Here is a 19,170-nt window from a genome sequence, read left to right as displayed (position 1 = left end):
GATGCCTTTCTGTCGTCGTCACGTCGAGCCGCCTCATCCCTTGACCGCGCCGGTGAGGCCACCGACGATGCGGCGTTCGAAGAGGCTGAAGAACACCAGCGCCGGAATCATCGACAACGAGGTGAACGCGAGCACCTTGGCGGTGTCGACCGAATATTCCGACGCGAACGCCTGCACGCCCAGAGGCAGGGTGAAGGTCTCCTGATCGTTCAGGATGAACAGCGGCAGCAGGTAGCTGTTCCAGCTGTTCACGAACGCGAGGATGCCGGTGGTGATCAGGCCCGGCACCGACAGCGGGAGGACCATCCGCCAGAAGAAGCCGAGCCGGCTGCACTGGTCGATGGCGGCGGCCTCCTCGATCTCGCGGGGGATCGCCCGCAGGAACGGGACCAGGATGATGATGGTGGTGGGCAGCCCGAAGGCGATCTGCGGAAGGATGACGCCGGGCAGCGTGTTCACCAGGCCCAGGTTCTTCACCAGGATGTAGAGCGGCGTGATGGCCACCGTGGCGGGGAACATGAGACCGGCCGCGAACAGCGCGTACAGCGCACCCCGGCCGCGGAACCGGTAGCGGGCCAGGACGTAGCTGGCCATCACCCCCAGCCCGACGACGCCGATGGTGGTGATGACGGCGGCGATCGTCGAGTTGCCGACCTGGCGCCAGAACGTATCGCCGGTCAGCACGTCGGTGTAGTTGCTGAACACCCACGGGTCCGGCAGGCCCGCCGGATCGGTGGTGATCTGCGAGTTGGTGCGGAAGCCGCCGACGATGATGTACAGGACGGGCCCGAGCATGAGCCCGATGAGCATCAGTGCGCCTACGTAGACGACCGGATCGCCCCGCCGGGAGTTGGCCATCGTTACCGCCCTCCGGTGAGTGCGCCCTCGGTGTCCCGGCGCAGGACGAAACGCTGGTAGACGAGGGCGATGAGCATCGAGATGAGGAAGAGCACCACGGCCACGGCGTTGCCGTACCCGTAGTTGCCCGCGTTACGGCCCTCGGTGACCATGTAGGTCGCCATCGTGGAGGTGCCGGCGGTCGACGCGACGTACTGGCCCCAGATGATGTAGACGAGGTCGAACAGCTGGAGCGCGCCGATGATCGACAGGAAGGCCCAGATCCGGATGGTCGGCCCGAGCAGCGGCAGGGTGACCCGCCACTGGGTCTGCCAGTAGGTGGCGCCGTCGACCGCGGCCGCCTCGGACAGTTCCTCCGGGATGTTCTGCATGCCGGCCAGGAACAGGATCACCGCGAACCCGATGTACTTCCAGGTGAGGATCACCATCAGGGTCCACAGGGCGAGGTTCGGGTTGGCCAGCCAGTCCTCGGCCAGCCAGCCGAGACCGAGCGACCGCAGGACGTCGTTGACCGCGCCGTTGCTCTGGAGCATGAGACTCCAGGCCGTCCCGACGATGACCTCGGAGATCACGTACGGGACGAAGATCAGGATCCGGATGATCGACTGGCCGCGCATCCGGTGGTTGAGCAGCAGGGCCAGCCCGACGGCGATCGGGCCCTGGAGCAGGAGCGACAGCACGACGATCTGGCCGTTGTGCCACAGCGCCTCGTGGAACGCGCTGTCCTGCAGGATGGTCCGGTAGTTGTCGAGGCCGACGAAGTCGGTCGGCGGGCCGAACCCCTTCCACCGGTAGAAGCCGTAGTAGGCGGCCATCAGCACCGGGAAGATGACGAAGCCGACGAACATCAGGACCGCGGGGCCGGACAGCACCGCGATCTCCAGGCGCATGCCCCAACCGTTTCCGCGCCGGCGGGGCCGTGCCGGGGGCGGCTGTACCGCACCCCCGTCACGGACCCGGTCGGCGACCGTGAAGCTGCCGGCCACCATTAGCCCTTCTTGGCCGCGTCGTTCACGGCCTGGATGATCCCGGCGACGTCGCCCTTGCCGGCGAGCAGGTTCACGACGCCGACGTTCAGGGCGTTGCCCACGTTCTGGCCGTAGATCGTGTCCAGCCACTGCGAGACGTACGGCGCCTTGTTGTAGGCGTCGAGAACCGCCTTGAGGTAGTCCTCGGTGACCGCGCCCTGGGCCTCCTTGCTGACCGGCAGCGCGTTGAAGGCCTTGTAGTAGCCCTCCTGCACGTCCTTGGTCAGGATGTAGTTGAGGAAGTCGGAGCACTCCTTCGGCGCGTCGGCCGCGCACGAGTAGCCGTCCGCGCCACCCATGATCGCGGCCGGGTCACCCTGGCCGCCGGGCACCGCCGGGAAGGGGAAGTAGCCCAGGTCGGGCAGCGGCTTGGCGTCCTTGGTGAGGGAGGCGATCACGCCCGGGTCCCAGGCGCCCATCAGCTCCATGCTGGCCTTGTAGTTGGCGACCAGACCGGCCGAGCTGCCCGCGCCCTGCTGGGCGGAGGTGGTCAGGAAGCCCTCGTTGAACGGCTTGGTGTCGGCGAACGCCTTGAGGTTCTCGCCGGCGGTGGTCCAGCACGGGTCGCCGAAGTTCTTGTCCTTGGCGGCGGCGTCGAGCGCGGCCGGCGCGCAGGCCCGCAGCGCGAAGAAGTAGTACCAGTGGGCGGCCGGCCAGGCGTCCTTGGCGCCGAGCGCGATCGGCGTGCCGTTGGCCTTCAGCTTGGTGACCGCCTGGTTGAGCTCGTCCAGCGTGGTCGGCGGGGTGGTGACGCCGGCCTTCTGGAAGACGTCCTTGCTGTACCAGAGACCCCCCGGAAGGATCGAGACCGGTACGGCGTACGCCTTGCCGTCGACCTGCCCGGTCTTCAGGGCGGCCTCGCCGACCGCCTGCTTGGTCTCGGCGGTGATGTCGCCGGTGATGTCCTTGAGCTGGCCCGCCTCGACCATGGCGGCCATCTTGCCGCCGCCGCGCTGCAGGAAGATGTCGGGCGCGGAGCCGGAGTTCAGCGCGGTCTGGAGTTTGCCGTCCAGGTCCTCGTTCTGCACCTGCTGGATCTTGATCTTGACGTTCGGGTGGGCGGTCTGGAAGTCGGCCACCGTCTTGTCCCAGAAGGCCTTGCCGGGGCCGGTCGTGGCGTTGTGCCAGAAGTCCATCGTGACGGAGCCGCCCGAGTTCGAGCCGCCGTCGTCGTCGCCGGTGCAGGCGGTCATCCCCATCGCGGCCAGCGCCACCGCGGCCGCGACCGCGAGAGTCCTCTTATGCGTCATCTAAGCCTCATCTCGGATATCGAAAGTTTCGGAGTGATTCCGGAAGATGCCGCCAAAGCTAGGAAGAGCGGGGGCCCCTGTCAAGGCGTGCAGCGTGACTCGATGTCACACGTGCGTAACGTCAATCGCCCAATTGCCACGCCGAGCCCTCCGTACGGAAAATAGAAGGTTCGCGAAACTTTCGCTGGACTTTCGGAGGGACCGCCTTAAACTGAGAGCCACTCTCGGGAAAGGCACCGGATGACGGTCGAAGCAGTCATCAACGTGGACCTCGACGGCCCACGCATCAGCCGGCATGTGTACGGGCACTTCGCCGAGCACCTGGGCCGCTGCGTCTACGGCGGGTTCTACGTCGGCGAGGACTCCGGCATCCCGAACGAGGGCGGCATCCGGCTCGACGTCGTCGCGGCGTTACGGGAGCTGGGGATTCCGAACCTGCGCTGGCCGGGCGGCTGCTTCGCCGACGAATACCACTGGCGGGACGGCATCGGGCCGCGCGCCGCCCGCCCCACGATGGTCAACACGCACTGGGGTGGGGTCGAGGAGAACAACCACTTCGGCACCCACGAATTCATGGCCCTGTGCGAGCTGCTCGGCGCGGAGCCCTACATCAGCGGCAACGTCGGCTCCGGGACCGTCCGGGAGATGAGCGAGTGGGTGGAGTACCTGACCCGCGACGGTGACTCCCCGATGGCACGCCTGCGCCGGGCCAACGGCCGCGACGAGCCGTGGCGGGTGCGATTCTGGGGCCTGGGCAACGAGGCTTGGGGCTGCGGCGGCGCCATGAGCGCCGAACAGTACGCGTACGAGGCGCGCCGCTACGGCACCTACTGCCGCGACCACGGCGGCAACCGGCTCTACAAGATCGCCGCGGGGGCCAACGGCGACGACTACGCCTGGACCGAGACGCTGATGAAGCAGGTCGGGCATCTCGGCTGCCGCCGCGTGACCAGTACCGCCTTCCACGCGCTCTCCGTCCACTACTACACGATCACCGGCCCCAGCTGGGACGAGAAGGGCTCGGCCACGGACTTCGACACCGAGGAGTACTACCGGACCATGGTGTCGGCGGCCCGCGTCGAGGAGCTGCTCGCCGGCCACGCGGCCGTGATGGACTGCTACGACCCCGGCCGGAACGTGGGCCTGGTCCTGGACGAGTGGGGCACCTGGTTCGACGTCGAGCCCGGCACCGATCCCGGCTTTCTCCACCAGCAGAACACGCTGCGCGACGCGCTCGTGGCCGGCGTCCACTTCGACGTCTTCCACCGGTTCGCCGATCGCCTCGTGATGGCGAACATCGCGCAGACCGTCAACGTCCTCCAGGCCATGATCCTCACCGACCCGGAGACGCAGTCGCTGGTCCTCACCCCGACCTACCACGTCTTCCACATGAACCGGGGCCACCAGGACGCCACGTCGCTGCGGGTGGACCTCCGCCGACCGCCACCGTCCCGCCCGGTCGGCGACGCCACGCTGACGACCGTCTCGCTGTCGGCCAGCCGCAAGGACGGCCGGCTGCTGATCTCGCTGTCGAACCTCGACGCGGACGCCCCCGCCGACGTGGAGATCGACCTGCGCGGTGGCACGGTGCGCGACGCCGCCGCCCTGATCCTGACGTCGGCGGCGTTGCAGGACCACAACACGCCGGCGTCGCCGTCGGTGGTGGCGCCGCGGCCGTACGACGGGGTGTCCCTGACCGGCGGCCGGCTGCGGGTGCACCTGCCGCCGCACTCGTTCGTCACCGTGAGCGGCGCCCTGTGAAACGGGCGCCCACCGCCGGGTGGGCGCCCGTCTCACCCTGCCCTACTTGCGGGTGATGTCGCTCTGGGTGACCTTGCAGTTGCTGTCGTTCCAGCCCTCGCCGAGGTACTTCGGCTCGCTGCCCTTGGCCACGCCCTGGTACTTGCCGCACACCACCGCGCTGGAGCTGTTGGTCAGCGTGACGCGGGTGATGGTGGCGGTGTCGCCCCAGTTGCTGTTGATGCCGGCAACCATGTCGATGTTGTTCAGCAGCACGTTGTCGATCTTGACGTGACGCTGGTACGAGTTGGTGCAGTTGCCGCATCCGCGGTACAGCTTGCCGGAGCCGCTGAGGTAGAAGCCGGAGATGCTGACCGTGCCGTTGCCGTTGTGCTGGAAGGTCTTGTCGCTACCCGACTTCGCGCCGCCACCGATGACGTAGCTGGTGCCGCCGCCGGTGCCCTTGAAGGTCGCGGCGTCCTCGCCGATGTCGTTCCACCACACGTTCCTGATCGTGCAGGTGCCCTCGCAGTGCACGCCGTCGCCGGCGGGCGAGCCGATGATGACGTTCTGGAGGGTGCCACCGTTGGCGATCTTGAACATCGGGTCCTGGGACTCGCTCTGCGACCCGTCACCGATGCAGCAGTAGGTCTTCATGCCGCCGTCGAAGGTGCCGGAGACGTTGACCGTGCTGGAGATCGACACCGTGCCGGCCGAGGACGGCCACGCACCGGTCGGGGTGCCCGGGTTGCTGGTCGGGCTCGTGGTGGGGCTGGTGGTCGGGCCCGCGGTCGGGCTGCTGGTCGGGTTCGAGCCGCCGCTGCCGTACGTCTCGAACTCGGCGATCCGCGGAGCGGCGGACGCGCTGGTGATCTCGAAGGTCAGCTTCTTCAGCGACGTCGAGGAGAACGTGATGGTGCTCGGGCTCCCGCTGCCGCTGGCCAGGGAGGCTCCGGTGTCGGCGTTGAGCACGCGCCAGGCGCTGATCGAACCGCCGCCGGAGGCCTGCCGGATGACGGCCGAGGACACCGTCGTGGCGCTGCTCCACTTGACCGAGACGTAGCCGGTCGCGCTGGCCGGTGACCAGTAGGTGCCGGTGTTGCCGTCCCGGACGTTGCCGTAGCTGGTGCCGCTGGCCTTGCTGGAGCCGTCCGCGCCCGCGCCGAGGCTGAGGTTGTCCGCGGCGAACGCCTGAACCGACGGCAGCGCCAGGGCGATCGCGGCGCTCGCGGCCGCGGTCGCTCCGACGGCTATCCACCGTACGACGACTGGACGTTTCATCAGTTGCCCACCTTCATCTGGGGATTCGGTCCGCGCCTTCAAGCGGGGGGAAAGCGCTTTCCTCGGCACGATAGAGGCTGATCGATACAAAGACAAGCCCGGCGGTGCGGGCCGAGAAGGGCCCCCACCGCCGGGCTGATCAGTTTCAGACTGAGAAGGCGTCAGGTCGTGGTGCAGGCCGTGCCGTTGAGGGTGAACGCGGTGGGCGGCGGGTTCGAGCCGGTGTGGGTGGCGTTGAAGCCGAAGCTGACGGTGCCGCCCGCCGGCAGGCTCCCGTTCCAGGAGGTGTTCGTGGCGGTCACCTGCGTACCGGACTGGGTGACCGTCGCCGACCAGGCCTGCGAGACCTTCTGCCCGGCGGTGTACGGGAAGGTCAGCGTCCACCCGTTGACCGCGGTGGACCCGTTGGTGATCGTCACCGTCGCGGTGAATCCGCTGCCCCAGTCGTTGGTGGTGTACCCGACCCGGCAACCGGCGGCGGGCACGGACGGGGAAACGGATGCCGACGGGGACACCGAGACGGACGGGGAGACCGAAACCGACGGGGAGACCGAGACCGAGACCGACGGCGAGGGCGACGGGTTCGTGCCGTCCGGCACCGCGCCCCACACCAGCGCCGACCCGTCGAACAGCGGCACACCGGTGTTCGGCCCGGCGGCCGCCCGGTAGGACGGGTCGTCGGCCGGGTCCCACACGCCGCCCTCGGCGACACCGATCTTGAGCTGGACCTCCATCCGGTGCGCGGACTGCCCGGCCGGCGCGATGGTGTAGCCGGTGCAGTCGACCTCGACGTACCAGACGTCCCCGGAGTGCTGCTTCGCCGTGGTCGGTCCCGGACATCCCTGGGTGTAGGGCGAGCTGATCTGCAACGCCGACGCGTCGTCGCGGGTGAAGTAGTAGCGGAACTTCCCGGCGGTCAGCGCCCGGGCCGGGAACGCCGACTTGTTGTAGACGATCACCTTCACCCCGGTGGACCGGGTCTCGTTCTGCATGATCGTCGTCTCGACCGACAGTTCCGGGATGTCCGGCTTCTCCGCGACGGGGAAGCCGGTCAGCGCCGCACCGCCGTACTCGCCGTACAGCCGGGCCACGGCCGAGGTGAACCCGGCGTTGTAGTCGGTCGCCACCTCGTTCATCACGTAGTCGCCACGACTGTCGGTGTAGGCGTCGTCCGGCGACGACGGGCCGCCGACCAGTGCCCCGTACAGGACATGTCTGGTCTCGACCGGCACCTGCTGGCTGTCCCACCAGGAGCCGTGCGCCGTACGGTGATGGGGGTTCTTCGGGGAATTCGCGCCGAACCCGATCACGTAGCTGGAGTTGCGCGGGTTGTCGCCGAGGGCGTAGTTGATCTGCCGCACCGCGAAGTCGTGGTAGCGCTGTTTGCGGGTGGCGTCGCTGAGGTGGTCGCTGTGCACGAGCGCGACGAACGCGGTGTTGGCGGCGTAGCGCAGCGCGCCCCACGAGTCGACGACCACCATGCCACCCGGTGACGTGCGGACCTTCTCACCGTTGACGCCGACGGTGAACCAGTCGAGCCAGCGGTTCGCGTCGTCGAGATACTTCTGCTTGCCGGTCAACTGTGCAAGCAGTACATAGTTGCCGTATTGCTTGTTGTCCCAGCTGATCGTCCACTTGTACATCTTGACGCTGGTCTGGTTCTCGTTGCCCTGCGCGTCGTACCCCGCCTCGGCTTTGGCCAGGTAGGTCGCGTCGCCGGTGGCCCGGTGCAGCCAGATCGCGCCCCACACCAGCTCGTCGGCGTAGCCGCTCCAGGACCGGTAGAACGACGTCGCGTCGGTGATGCACTCGTGGTAGCTCCTACGCACCCGGTCGGCGAACGAGTAGAGCTGCTTGGCGTGCGTGAGCAGGGTGTCCGCGTAGGCCGGGTCGGTCGGGCGGAAGACCATCGAGCTCGCTGCCATCGCGGCCGCCGTCTCCGCCGCCAGCTCGCTGCCACCACAGGTCGCATCGATCTTGTACGCCGGGCGCGCCATCGGGAGCACCTCGGCCGGCCCCCACCACTTGTGGTCGTCGTCGCCCTTGCCGACCTGCCCGTACAGGACGTCGGCCGACGGGTGCGCCTTGATGAAGTAGTCGTTGGGCACCCGCAGGTTGTTCAGCAGGTGGGTGAGCTGCCCGGAGCCGGCGTAGGCATCCCGGTTCTCCACGGCGCCCCAGGCCAGCATGGTGGTGGTGAAGGCCATCGGGAGACCGAACTTGACGTGGTCGCCGGCGTCGTACCAGCCACCGGTCAGGTCGAGCCCGGTGCCGGCGCCGTCGGTCATCGCCGAGTCGCCGCGCCAGGACACCCGGTTCCAGGCCGGCTTCTTCCCGGACACCTGGGCCTCGTAGAACAGCAGTGATTTCTGGAGCACCTCGCCATAGCGGTAAGGCGCGGCGGCGGCGTCGGACGGCACGGCTGTCCAGAGCAGACCGGCGCTCATCGCGGCGGCCGTCAGGACGGTGGCGAGTTTTCTCAACATGGGCCCCACCTCGAAAGACAGTGACTGTCATCGTTGCATGGGAGCGCTCCCAATTACAAGATTGTGTCCGCGGTGTTAGCATCTGCGCACTGCCCGCATAGACGTCGGTGGATCGCGCGGCGCAGTCGTCGAAGCGCTTCGACGAGTCCCCTCCCCCAGAGATTGGACGCACCATGAGAAGGCGAAAGATCGCGCTCGCGGTGACCGCCGCGGCATCCCTCGTCACCGGAGCGGGCATCCTCACCGCTCTGCCCGCCTCCGCCGCCGCGGGTTGCAGCGTCACCTACACGGTGAGCAGCTCGTGGCCCGGCGGCTTCGGCGCCAACGTCACCATCAAGAACCTCGGCGACCCGCTCACCTCGTGGACGCTGGTCTGGAACTACACGGCCGGGCAGACCGTCACCCAGGCCTGGAACACCAGCCTCACCCAGAGCGGATCGACTGTCACCGCCAAGAACGCCGGCTACAACGGCTCCATCGGCACCAACGCGACGGCGTCGTTCGGGTTCAACGGCTCGGCGGGCGGCAGCAACCCGGCGCCGACCGCGTTCACCCTCAACGGCGTCGCCTGCACCGGCGGCGTCACCAACCCGACCAGCAGCCCCACGCCGTCCACGTCCACGCCGTCCACCGGTGTCCCGTCCGACGCGGTCTGGTCCGGCTCCGGGCAGTGGGACAACTGGACCAGCAACGGCTACACCGTCTACAACAACATCTGGGGATCCGGCGCCGGCACGCAGACGGCCTGGGCCCGGACGCCCAGCAACTGGGGTGTGATCGCCAACCACCCGCGCACCAGCGGCATCAAGTCCTACCCGAACGTGAGCTACACGCTCAACCGGACGCTGAGTTCGCTGAGCACGCTGAGCAGCTCGTACAACGTGACGGTGCCGTCCGCCGGGGACTTCGTGACCTCGTACGACATCTGGGCGAACAACAACGCGTACGAGATCATGATCTGGACCAACAAGCTGGGCGCCGTCGGCCCGATCGCCGAACAGTACGACGCCAACGGCGCGGTGCCGTCCGCCCGGGACGTCAACGTCGGCGGCGCGACCTGGAACATCTACCGCGGGTCGAACGGCGTCAACACGGTCTACTCGTTCGTGCGCACGTCCAACAGCAACTCCGGCACGCTCAACGTGCTCGCCATGCTGAACTGGCTGCGCACCAACAACTGGTGGGGCGACGTGACCCTGGGCCAGTTCCAGTTCGGCTACGAGATCTCCGGCACCGCCGGACAGGCCGCCTTCACCACCAACAGCTACAACCTCGGTTTCAGCTGACCCAGCTTCACCTGACCCAGCTTCACCTGACCCGGCGGATCAGTAGGCCCGCGGCGCACCCATGCCGCGGGCTCCCCGCGTCCGCGAATAGGCGCTGGCCACCAGATGCGTCAGGTCGAGCAGGCCGGCGAACACCACCCAGAACCACTCCCAGCCGACCAGGCCCACGCCCGGCGTGTAGAAGATGACGTAGAGCAGCGTCGCGAACGGGAAGAAGATCAGGCCCAGCAGCGGCCAGATCCACCCCTCGAAGGCGGCGTCGACCAGTCTCGGCCGCACCAGCCAGATGATGAACAGAGCCAACCGCGGGAAGATCCCCGCGAAGATGGCGAACAGGCAACCCATCTGAACTCCGTTTCCTCAGGGAGCCCAGACTGCGGCGGCGCCGGGTGGCCCGCCTCATTCGCGGCGGATGAGAACCGGACACGTTCACCCCGTCCGGATGATCCGCGCATCGGGCCGGGCCGATGTCATGGACCTGTGACAGCCTCTGCGACGACGGTCTTCCTGCTGGTGGTGGGTGCGCGCTTCCTCGTACCCCTGCTGATCCCGCGCTTTCCGCTGCCGGCGATCGTCGCGGCGCTGATCCTGGACGGCATCGACCAGACCATCTTCCAGACGTTCGGGTTCGACCCGCCCGGCTACCAGGGCTACGACAAGGCGATGGACGTCTACTACCTGGCGATCGCCTACCTGTCGACGCTGCGGAACTGGGCGAGCGCGCCGGCCGTGCGGGTGGCGTGCTTCCTCTACTTCTACCGGCTGATCGGGGTCGTCGCCTTCGAGCTGACCGCATGGCGGCCGCTGCTGCTGATCTTCCCCAACACGTTCGAGTACTTCTTCATCGCGTACGAGACCTATCGCCTCTTCTGGAACCCGGCGCGGGTCACGCTGCGCCGCTGGATCATCACGGCGGCCGCGATCTGGATCTTCGTGAAGCTGCCGCAGGAGTGGTGGATCCACATCGCCCAACTCGACTTCACCGAGACGGTCGCCGAGGTGCCCTGGTTCGGCCCGGCGGTGGTCGCGGCCCTGATCCTGCTCGGCCTCATCTACTGGTACGCGGTACGCCCCCGCCAACCCCGACCGGACTGGCAGTGGCACGTCGCCGCCGACCCGCTGCCCGCCGGGACCGTCACCGTCGCCGACCGCAACCGGTGGGTCGCCGAGCACGGCCGGTTCCTGTCCGCCGCGACCCTGGAGAAGGTCACCCTCATCGGCCTGCTGTGGGTGATCTACGCCCAGGTGCTCCCCGGCACCACCGCCACACCGATCGAGCTGTTCCTCGGCACCAGCGTGTTCGTCCTCGCCAACGTCGCCGTCAGCCTCCTCGTCGCCCGGTCCGCGCGCGGCGTGGAGCGTACGCTGCTGGCGTTCGGCGTACGCGTACTGATGAACGCCGGTTTCATGGTCGTCGCCGAACGGCTGCTCAGCGCTGACGGGCGGCCGTTCGACTCGTCCGCGGCGCTCTTCTTCGTCCTGCTGCTCAGCCTGCTCACGCTGCTCGACGACCGCTACCGGCCGATCTACGAGATGCGCTTCGCCGCCACACCCACCCGTGTCCCCTGATCAGCTTTCACCAGCCCGCTCCGGCGGCACCCGTGCCCTCCGGCTCCAGCTGTGCCCCTTGCCATCAGCTGCGGCCCCTGACCCGGCTTGTGTCCTCTAGCGGAACGCCGTTTCCCAACGGTATGGTGCCCGCATGATCGGCCGAGCCAGGCGGACGAACGCCAGCCTCAACGACGAATCCGAGCAGATCAGACAGGTGACGGCCTATCCCGGGCGACCGCCGGTCAGCGTGCGCCGCGGCACCGGGGCGCCCTTCGGCTGGTGGCCCGCCGTCTGCATCGCCCTCGTCGCCGCCATCGACCGCGTCGAATACAACCTGCTGGCCGGCGCACTCCCGACGATCCAGAAGGAATTCGGCTTCAGCGACAGCGCGGGCGGCGCGATCGCCACCGCCGGCGCGATCGCCGCGATCATCCTGCTGCTGCCCGCCGGAAAACTCGCCGACACCGGCAAACGGACCTGGACCGTCTCCGCGATCGTCGCCGTCTGGGCGCTGCTCACCATCGGCACCGGCCTGGCCGGCTCCTACGCCACCCTCTTCGCGGTCCGGGTACTGCTCGGCGCGGCCGGCCAGCTCTACAACCCGCCGTCGTCGAGCCTGCTCGGCGACCTCTATCCCGGACCTGGCCGGGCCCGCGCCTACGGCTACGAACGCATGGCCTACTTCGCCGGCCTGCCCATCGGCGTCATCGCCGGCGGCGCACTCGCCCAGACGGTCGGCTGGCGCACCGGCTTCTTCCTGATCGCCGTCCCCGGCATCCTCATCGCCGCCCTCGTCCTCACCGTCCGCGAGCCGGTCCGCGGCCTCGGCGACCATCTCGCCCGCTGGTACACCGACAGCACCACCAAGCACCCCACACCCGACCCGACCAGTCCAACTTCCTCCGCTCCGGACGCCCCGATGCGGGCCCAACTGGCCACCCTGCTCCGCATCCGCACGCTGCGGTCGGTGATCACCGGCTTGAGCATCCTCTTCTTCGGCCTGGGCGGCCTCTTCTTCTGGATGCCGTCGTTCTACGCCCGCGAATTCGCCCTGCCCGAAGCCTCCGCGGCGGCCATCGGCGGCGGCGCCGGGCTGGTCGGCATCGTCGCCGGCATCCTCACCGGGAGCCGGCTCGGCGACCGCCACCACGGGCACCGGGTCGCCATCGGCGGCTGGTCGCTGCTGTTCGGCACGGCCTTCCTGGCCGGCGCCGTCACCGTACCGGTCCTCGCACCGCAAGTCGTCTGCTTCACCCTCGCCAACATCGGCTTCGCCGCCGCCATCGCCAACCTGACCGCCGCCAACGCCGACGTCGTAGCCGCACACCGTCGCGGCCTCGGCTTCGCCGTACTCCAGATGCTGGTCACCCTCGGCGGCGCCCTCGGCCCGTGGCTGATCGGCCTGGCCTCCGACGCCAGCGGCTCGCTGCGCTGGGCCTACACCGTCGTCCTGCTCCCCCTCGTCATCGGCAGCCTGATCGTCCTCCGCGGCCAGCGAACCTACCCTCGAGACGCGGCCGCCGCCCTGACCGGCCAATAAGGATCAACCTCTTTGCCCATCTGGCTGCCTGGTCACCCTGCGCCCCTCCCGGGGAGAACGGCCTGCCTGCCCACTCACCCTCACCCCCTCTCCCGCTCAGAAGGGGTGCACACGCTGCGGGCAGCGTGTGCACCCCTACGGCTGGACCGAGGAGGGCGCGGGCGCTATCTGCCTGGATCCCCGCTTGCGCGGGGGCCCCGAATCGAACGGAACTGGGAGGAAGCGCTCGCATGGCCTCGGCTGTCGTCAGGCGGGGATCAGCTCGGCTAGCCGATCCAGGGTGTACACCTCCGAGCCCGCCGGCAAACCGTCGGGCGCGTGGATGCCGATGAAGGTGACCGGCTCGTCCGGTGGCGAGCCGTCCCACAGGGTCACCTCGGTCCGCTCGCGCCACCGGTCGACGAGGTAGGACATGGTGAGGTAACGCCGCTCCATGAGGGCCCGCACCCGGTGAGCCGTGGTGAACGTGTTCTCCTCCACGCGGTTGAACGACGGCCAGCCCCGCAGGTAGAGATGCAGCCACACCGCCTGCCACCCCTGCTCGGTCTTGGCGAACACCACCGGCAGCGCGATCCGGCCCTTGCCGCGCATCTGCGAGCGCGATCGCACGGTCCGCGCGTCGAACGGGGCGCCCTGCTGCTCCGGCGACCGGCTCTGGTAGCCGAACATCGACTCGGCGACCTCGTCGAACGACTCCCCCGCGTAGATGTTGACCTGGGGAACCACATACCGCCCGGCGATGCTCAGCGGCACGTCGATGAACTCGGTGGCACCGTTCGCCGCCTCGGTGAGGTCGCCGGAGTGGACCACCCCGTCGTGGCGGTAGTTCGTCCAGGAGACCTGGCCCGCGGCCTGGAAGTCGTCGTCGAGCAACTGCACCGACAGGTCGTAGTCGGTGCGCCGGCTGTCCTGCCGCCAGTACATGAAGAACCGCAGCAGCTCACCGGAGACCGTCGCCCGCGAGCCCCGGGGCAGCACCGCGAAGCCGCCCTCGGACGCCTTGCCGGACAGTGGCAGCGCGACGTCGAGCACCTCCGGGTCCACCAGGAGCGGCCGCTCCCACACCGGCAGCCGAGCACCGATCTCCGCGTCGAGCAGCGCCGACAGCTCCGCCACCAGGTCGGCCGGCAGCGGTGGCCGCCGGTCCGGCCCGACCCACCCGCTGCGCGACCGGCTCGCATACATCCGGGCCGACGCCGGCGACAGCCGGTTGCCGACGTGCTCGCGCAGCGAGCACAGCACCCGGGCCGACGCCGAACCGAACGCACCGGTGACAGCCTCGACCACGGCGGCACGCTCGGCCCGCGGCGCCAGGCGCAGCAGCCGGTCGGCGGAACGCAGCAGCAGACCCGGCGCGGACGACAGCACCGACGCCGCGGAACCGACGGCCCCGGCCTGGATCGCCGACTCGGCACGCCCGGCGAGGTTGCGCACCTTGCGCTCGCCGCGCGCGACGGCGAACACCTCACCGGCGTGCGGCCACTGCTCGTACTCGTGTGGGTGCAGTCGCTCGCCCAGCCGCTTCCACCGCTCGGCGTAGCGGGCGATGTCACCCAGCTTGGCCGGGCTCGCGGCGACGACCTGGTCGAGCGCGGCCAGCAGGACCCGCCGCTCCGGGCGCCGGAACGACCGGAACCGGGTGACGGTCGCGAGCGACACGTCCCCGCCGGACACGTGACAGGCCAGGCGCAGCACGTCGGTCGTGCTGTCCACGCCGACCAGTGGCCGGCCGAGGGCGAGCCGAACCCCGTTGAGCACCGCACGGTTCTCCCGCACCGGGATCTCGTCCGGCTGGGCGGCGTCCGCGCAGGCGGATGCCAGCTCACCGAGAATCGCCAGGTCGGCCTCGCCGAGCGGGGTCGTGCTGCCGGCCAGTGCCAGATAGAGCCGCTCCGCCTCGACGTCGACGGTGTCGCCGAGCCGCAGCAGCGTGACCCGGTCGCGGGCGCCGGCGATCAGCTCGTCGTGAACGGCGAGCATGTCCGCCCACGTGTGCTGGTAGGTGCCGTAGCCGGGGAGATCGAGCAGGTTGACCCCGCCGGTGCGGACCGCGTCGCGCAGCTGCTCGTCGGTCGCCGTGCCACCGCCGGTCAGGACGGCGGCCCGCAGTCGCTCGGCCCAGAACTCGATCGTGTCCGGCACGCCCTCCGGGAAGGCGATGAAGTAGGGGTTGTGGCGCACGTGGTCACCGACCAGCTCACGGACCGCGGACACGACCGTGGCGGCGAGGTCCATCGCTGGGCCGGGCGCCAGGGCGGTGAGGTGGTCGAGCAGGTCGCGCGACGCGGCGAACCCGACATCCAGCAGTGCCGCGTCCAGCTGCCGGGCGACGCCCGAACCGTCGCCTGCCGTGCCGGTGCTCGCCGGCACGCGCAGGGTCTTCTGGATGATCAGCTTCTCGAGCATGCGGCCCTCCGTTCCGCTGGTGGTGGCCCTCGACAGGGCAGCAGACCGGACGCCGGAGACCGGCGGCCTACAACTGCGTGACAGTGGGTCGCCGGGGACTCGAACCCCGAACCCTTCGGTCCCGAAAGAGAAGGAAGCGTGCCCATGACCGCACAGAGCGGAAAGCCGGCATGCTACAAAGCCGAATGCTCTAGCCCGTTGAGCTAGCGACCCAGGCGCCGATCATTGCACGGCCCGAGTCGCCGCGGCCAACCGTTTTGCCGCCTGTGGACAACGCCGATTTCTGTCGTACCGGGTGGCTAATCTTCGCGGCACCGGAGACGGATCTGGGGAGGATTCGCGATGCGTAGGTTCGTACTGCCCGATGAGGACGCCTGGGTGCTGCCCGAGGCGTGGCGCCGGGAGCTGCGCCCGCGCCGGGGCGGGCTGGCCGTTCCCGGTCACGAGATTCCCGGCGACGCGGTCGAGCGGTTGGGCGCCTCGCTGACCAGCCCCGACGTGGTGCAGGCGATGCGCCGGGTCCGGGACCGGACGGTGATCTACGATCCGGAGCTGCTCGCGGCGGGCGAGGCACATCTGGACGGCTGGCGCGCCTCAGGCGGTCCCGGTGGCGAGCCGGACCCCCGCGCGGCCGCGGCGGCCGCCCTGCTCACTCGCCCGACCATCTACGAGATGGGCGAGCGGCTCGTGCACGCGTGGGCGTCCCGGTTCGGGCTCGGGTTCGCGGTTCGGGCCGTCGGGGAGATGACACGGCTGGTCGCCGACGGCGCGCTGTGGACGATCGACCCGGCCCCGGAGAAGAACTACGAGCGGCTGTGGCGCGGCGACGATCTGCATGACCTCGCACGGGTGGCACGTGTCCTGCGGGCGCAGCTGGCGACCGCGCCCGACAGCGACTACGAGGAGGCCTGCCGCCTCCTCTCCGGGTTCCGCACCACTCCGGTCGGGCGGATCGTGGCGTCCTACCTGGTGCCCACGCAGACGGCCTGGGTGGAGGAGGACTGCGCGGCGACCGCCGCGGGCTGGCCCGGCGCACCGGACCGCGGCGAGGAGTTCAGCTGGGGCGATCATCGGTACCTGTCCGACCTCCTGCTCCTGGCCGTCGGCACCCTCGACCAGCTGGTCCTGCTCAGCGGCGCCCTGCCCGGCCGCTTCCACGGCTACAACGACCACGGTGTGGTCGGCACGGTGCTGGAAGCGGTCGGGCCCGCCGCCGCCGTCGTCCTGCTCGGCGATCCGTTCTATCGCAAACTGCTGCGTCTCCACGACGACGGGTGGATCAATCGGGAGCGGCTCCACCCGGACGCGGTCCGGCTGCTCGCCGAGGTGCCGTCCGATGAGGCGATCCGCATGGTCTTCCGGGAAGCCGTGACCATGAAGCTACGTCCGGGCCTGGCGCTGAAGACCAGGGTGCTGACCCGATTCCCCGTCCGGTCGCTGCGGGTCCTCGCCGAGTTGGAGGCCGGGGAGGCCACCCACCCGGTGTTCACCGGCATCCTCGGGTTCCACCTGCTCACCGAGCCGCGGTTGCTGCCGGCCGTCGCCGGTTCCCTTCCGGCCACGGCACGGGCCCGCGCCGAAGAGATCGTGGCCACCGGCGGCGCGGGCATCGGAGCGGCCTGGGCGGAGGTGCTCGACGACCACGAGCGGTGGGACCGGCCCAGCCTCGACAGCTCCGACGAGCTGAAGAAGACCATCAGCACGCTGGCCACGATCCCGACCGAAGAGGCCCTGGGCCGGATCGTGGATCGCGTCGAGCGGAGACACTTCCGGCCGGCGCTGCTCACCGCCGCCAAGCGGGATCCGCGGTTGGCGCTGCGGGTGCTGGCGGCCAAGGCAGCCGACGAGACCGTCGCCGAACTGCTGCTCAACCATGTGCTCGCCTATCCGGAGGCGGTCGCGGAGGCACTTCCCGGCCTCGACGACGAGGCCCGCGCCCGGGTGGAGGCGATCTCCGGCCCGGTAGGGCTGCCGGCGGCCGCCACGATCACCCCCGCGACCGGCCCGGCGGCAGGCGGTCCAGCCTCCTCAAACGGCCCGGCGACGTCGAGCAACCCGGCGTCGACCGGCCGAGCGGCATCGAACGGCCCAGCGCCGGGCGGACCAGCATCGAGCAGCGCGGCGCTGGGAGCGGGGTCGACCGCCACACCGCACGTGCTGGTGGGGCCGCCGCGCCGCGCTGACGGCAGGCCGATGCGGGTGCCGAGCCTTCCGGAGTGGCTGGTTCTGCCGACCCTGCCCATCGTTGCGCTGCGCGACGGTGGTGGGGCGCTCTCCCCCGAGGCGGTGCGCAATCTGTGCGGGCTGCTCACCGCGTCGAAGATCGCCGCGGCGCATCCGGGGATCGCCGAGGTCCGCTTGGCGTGCGAACGCGCCACCCTGGCGGCGTTCGCGTGGGCGATCTTCGAGCAGTGGAAGGCCGCGCACTACCCGTCACGGAGCGCCATGGCGATGGTGGCGCTCGCCGTGCTCGGCGACGACGACATCGTGGCGCCGCTGGTGGCGCACTTCGCGGAGTGGACGGGCGCCACCATGCGGGTCCGCACCGGCATGGCGGTGATCGCCGCGATCGGCACCGACACGGCACTCACCCACCTCGGCCGGCTGGCGCGCAAGGCGAAGAGCAAGGGTTTCCGCAAGTTCGCCGCGGAGCACCTCGACGAGGTGGCCGCTGCCCGTGGGCTGCGGCCCGAGGAGTTGGCCGACCGGATCGTGCCGGGCCTGGGTCTCGACGCGGACGGCCGCGCCGTCCTCGACTACGGGCCGCGCCGGTTCACCGTCAGCTTCGACGAGCAGTTCCAGCCGTCGGTCACCGACGCCCAGGGCAGGCGGCTGACCCGGCTGCCACGACCGGCGGCCACCGACGATGCGGCACTCGCCGCCGTCGCCCAGCGGCGGTTCACCGAGCTGCGGAAGGACGTGAGAACCATCGCCGGCGAGCGCGCCCGTGCCCTCGAGGAGGCGATGGCGATGGGCCGTCGCTGGACCGGCGCCGACTTCCGCCGGCTCTTCGTCGACCATCCGCTGCACTGGCAGCTCACCCGCCGCCTGCTGTGGGTGGCCTTCGACGGGCAGGGCCGGGTGGCGGCCACCTTCCGTGCGGCCGAGGACCGCACCTTCGCCGACATCGATGACAAGACGTGGACCCTCGATCCGGCGGCGACCGTCGGGGTGGCGCATCCGTGGCACTTCGGCGCCGACGGGGCGGGCTGGGCGGAGGTCTTCGCCGACTACGCGATCATCCAGCCGTTTCCGCAGGTCGGCCGGGAGTTGTTCAGGCTCGGCGACCTCGATGTGGACGCCGCCGTCGGCAGCACGGTCGAGAGCCGCCGGATCTACGCGCTGACCGCCCGCGGCTGGCGGTTCGGCGACGGCCACGGCTCGCTGCTGCGTGACTGGCCAGGCGACGTCACGGTCGAGCTGGTGTTCGGGCCGGGCTACCACTGGCAGGAGCCGGACCTGCCACAGAGCCTGACCGCCGTCAGCGGCGACCTGACCGCTCTCGATCCGGTCGGCGTCTCGGAGGTGGTGCGTGACGTCCACACACTCCTGACCTGAGATCCCTTCGAACCCGGCAGGGAGCCGATCGGCCGGCCGCGGCAGCAACGCGACGCGCTGACCGGGCCGACGCTGGTCGGTCCGGTGACCGGCAACGGGTACGACGGCTGCACGCCGGCACGCGCTGGGCCGTCGACGCAAGGCGGGAGGCATCGAAGCGGCCGCGCCCCGGCGGGAGCCGGGGCG

The 19,170-nt window shown here is 69.9% G+C and carries 12 protein-coding genes and 1 tRNA gene; 5 read left to right on the top strand and 8 right to left on the bottom strand.

What is annotated here, in order from left to right; translation table 11 throughout:
• Window positions 1-33: 33 nt before the first annotated feature.
• From J5X75_RS03120 to J5X75_RS03110, 3 genes are all read right to left on the bottom strand, one after another.
• A complete protein-coding gene (locus J5X75_RS03120; RefSeq protein WP_208465725.1) occupies window positions 34-858 on the bottom strand; it encodes a carbohydrate ABC transporter permease in 825 nt (274 codons plus the stop codon).
• Window positions 859-860: 2 nt separating this feature from the next.
• Window positions 861-1,748 (bottom strand): carbohydrate ABC transporter permease, encoded by an 888-nt coding sequence (locus J5X75_RS03115; protein WP_238487278.1) that lies wholly within the window; start codon window positions 1,746-1,748, stop codon window positions 861-863.
• A gap of 98 nt (window positions 1,749-1,846) precedes the next feature.
• Window positions 1,847-3,136: an ABC transporter substrate-binding protein gene (locus J5X75_RS03110; protein ID WP_208465722.1), complete on the bottom strand. Its 1,290-nt coding sequence runs from the start codon at window positions 3,134-3,136 to the stop codon at window positions 1,847-1,849.
• A 240-nt stretch (window positions 3,137-3,376) separates the two neighbouring features.
• Between J5X75_RS03110 and J5X75_RS03105 the strand changes: the two genes are divergently transcribed.
• A complete protein-coding gene (locus J5X75_RS03105; RefSeq protein ID WP_208465721.1) occupies window positions 3,377-4,897 on the top strand; it encodes an alpha-N-arabinofuranosidase in 1,521 nt (506 codons plus the stop codon).
• A 42-nt stretch (window positions 4,898-4,939) separates the two neighbouring features.
• Here J5X75_RS03105 and J5X75_RS03100 read toward each other — a convergent pair whose 3' ends face one another.
• The gene (locus J5X75_RS03100; RefSeq protein ID WP_208465720.1) at window positions 4,940-6,157 is read right to left on the bottom strand and encodes a pectate lyase; all 1,218 of its coding nucleotides are present in this window, start codon (window positions 6,155-6,157) and stop codon (window positions 4,940-4,942) included.
• 161 nt (window positions 6,158-6,318) lie between these two features.
• A complete protein-coding gene (locus tag J5X75_RS03095; protein ID WP_208465719.1) occupies window positions 6,319-8,643 on the bottom strand; it encodes a glycoside hydrolase family 9 protein in 2,325 nt (774 codons plus the stop codon).
• A 173-nt stretch (window positions 8,644-8,816) separates the two neighbouring features.
• On the opposite strand from J5X75_RS03095, the gene J5X75_RS03090 reads away from it, so the two are divergent.
• Window positions 8,817-9,929 (top strand): glycoside hydrolase family 12 protein, encoded by a 1,113-nt coding sequence (locus tag J5X75_RS03090; RefSeq protein ID WP_208465718.1) that lies wholly within the window; start codon window positions 8,817-8,819, stop codon window positions 9,927-9,929.
• Window positions 9,930-9,968: 39 nt separating this feature from the next.
• Here J5X75_RS03090 and J5X75_RS03085 read toward each other — a convergent pair whose 3' ends face one another.
• Complete coding sequence (locus J5X75_RS03085; RefSeq protein ID WP_183218201.1) at window positions 9,969-10,274, bottom strand: hypothetical protein; 306 nt, start codon at window positions 10,272-10,274, stop codon at window positions 9,969-9,971.
• A 135-nt stretch (window positions 10,275-10,409) separates the two neighbouring features.
• Here J5X75_RS03085 and J5X75_RS03080 point away from each other — a divergent pair, with 135 nt between their 5' ends.
• Complete coding sequence (locus J5X75_RS03080; protein WP_208465717.1) at window positions 10,410-11,498, top strand: hypothetical protein; 1,089 nt, start codon at window positions 10,410-10,412, stop codon at window positions 11,496-11,498.
• Between the two features lie 133 nt (window positions 11,499-11,631).
• Entirely contained in the window at window positions 11,632-13,020 is a 1,389-nt protein-coding gene (locus J5X75_RS03075; RefSeq protein ID WP_208465715.1) for an MFS transporter, read from the top strand.
• A 246-nt stretch (window positions 13,021-13,266) separates the two neighbouring features.
• Here the strand turns inward: J5X75_RS03075 and J5X75_RS03070 are convergent, their stop codons facing one another.
• Complete coding sequence (locus tag J5X75_RS03070; RefSeq protein WP_208465714.1) at window positions 13,267-15,426, bottom strand: TerD family protein; 2,160 nt, start codon at window positions 15,424-15,426, stop codon at window positions 13,267-13,269.
• A gap of 84 nt (window positions 15,427-15,510) precedes the next feature.
• Window positions 15,511-15,639 (bottom strand) — tRNA-OTHER (locus J5X75_RS03065).
• A gap of 129 nt (window positions 15,640-15,768) precedes the next feature.
• Here J5X75_RS03065 and J5X75_RS03060 point away from each other — a divergent pair.
• Complete coding sequence (locus tag J5X75_RS03060) at window positions 15,769-18,984, top strand: DUF4132 domain-containing protein (protein ID WP_208465713.1); 3,216 nt, start codon at window positions 15,769-15,771, stop codon at window positions 18,982-18,984.
• Window positions 18,985-19,170 lie beyond the last annotated feature (186 nt).

This window comes from Actinoplanes flavus (genome assembly GCF_017592555.1).
Lineage (GTDB): Bacteria > Actinomycetota > Actinomycetes > Mycobacteriales > Micromonosporaceae > Actinoplanes > Actinoplanes flavus.
The sequence above is the reverse complement of the archived record's forward strand: the minus strand, read 5'-3'. Positions and strand labels throughout refer to the sequence as shown.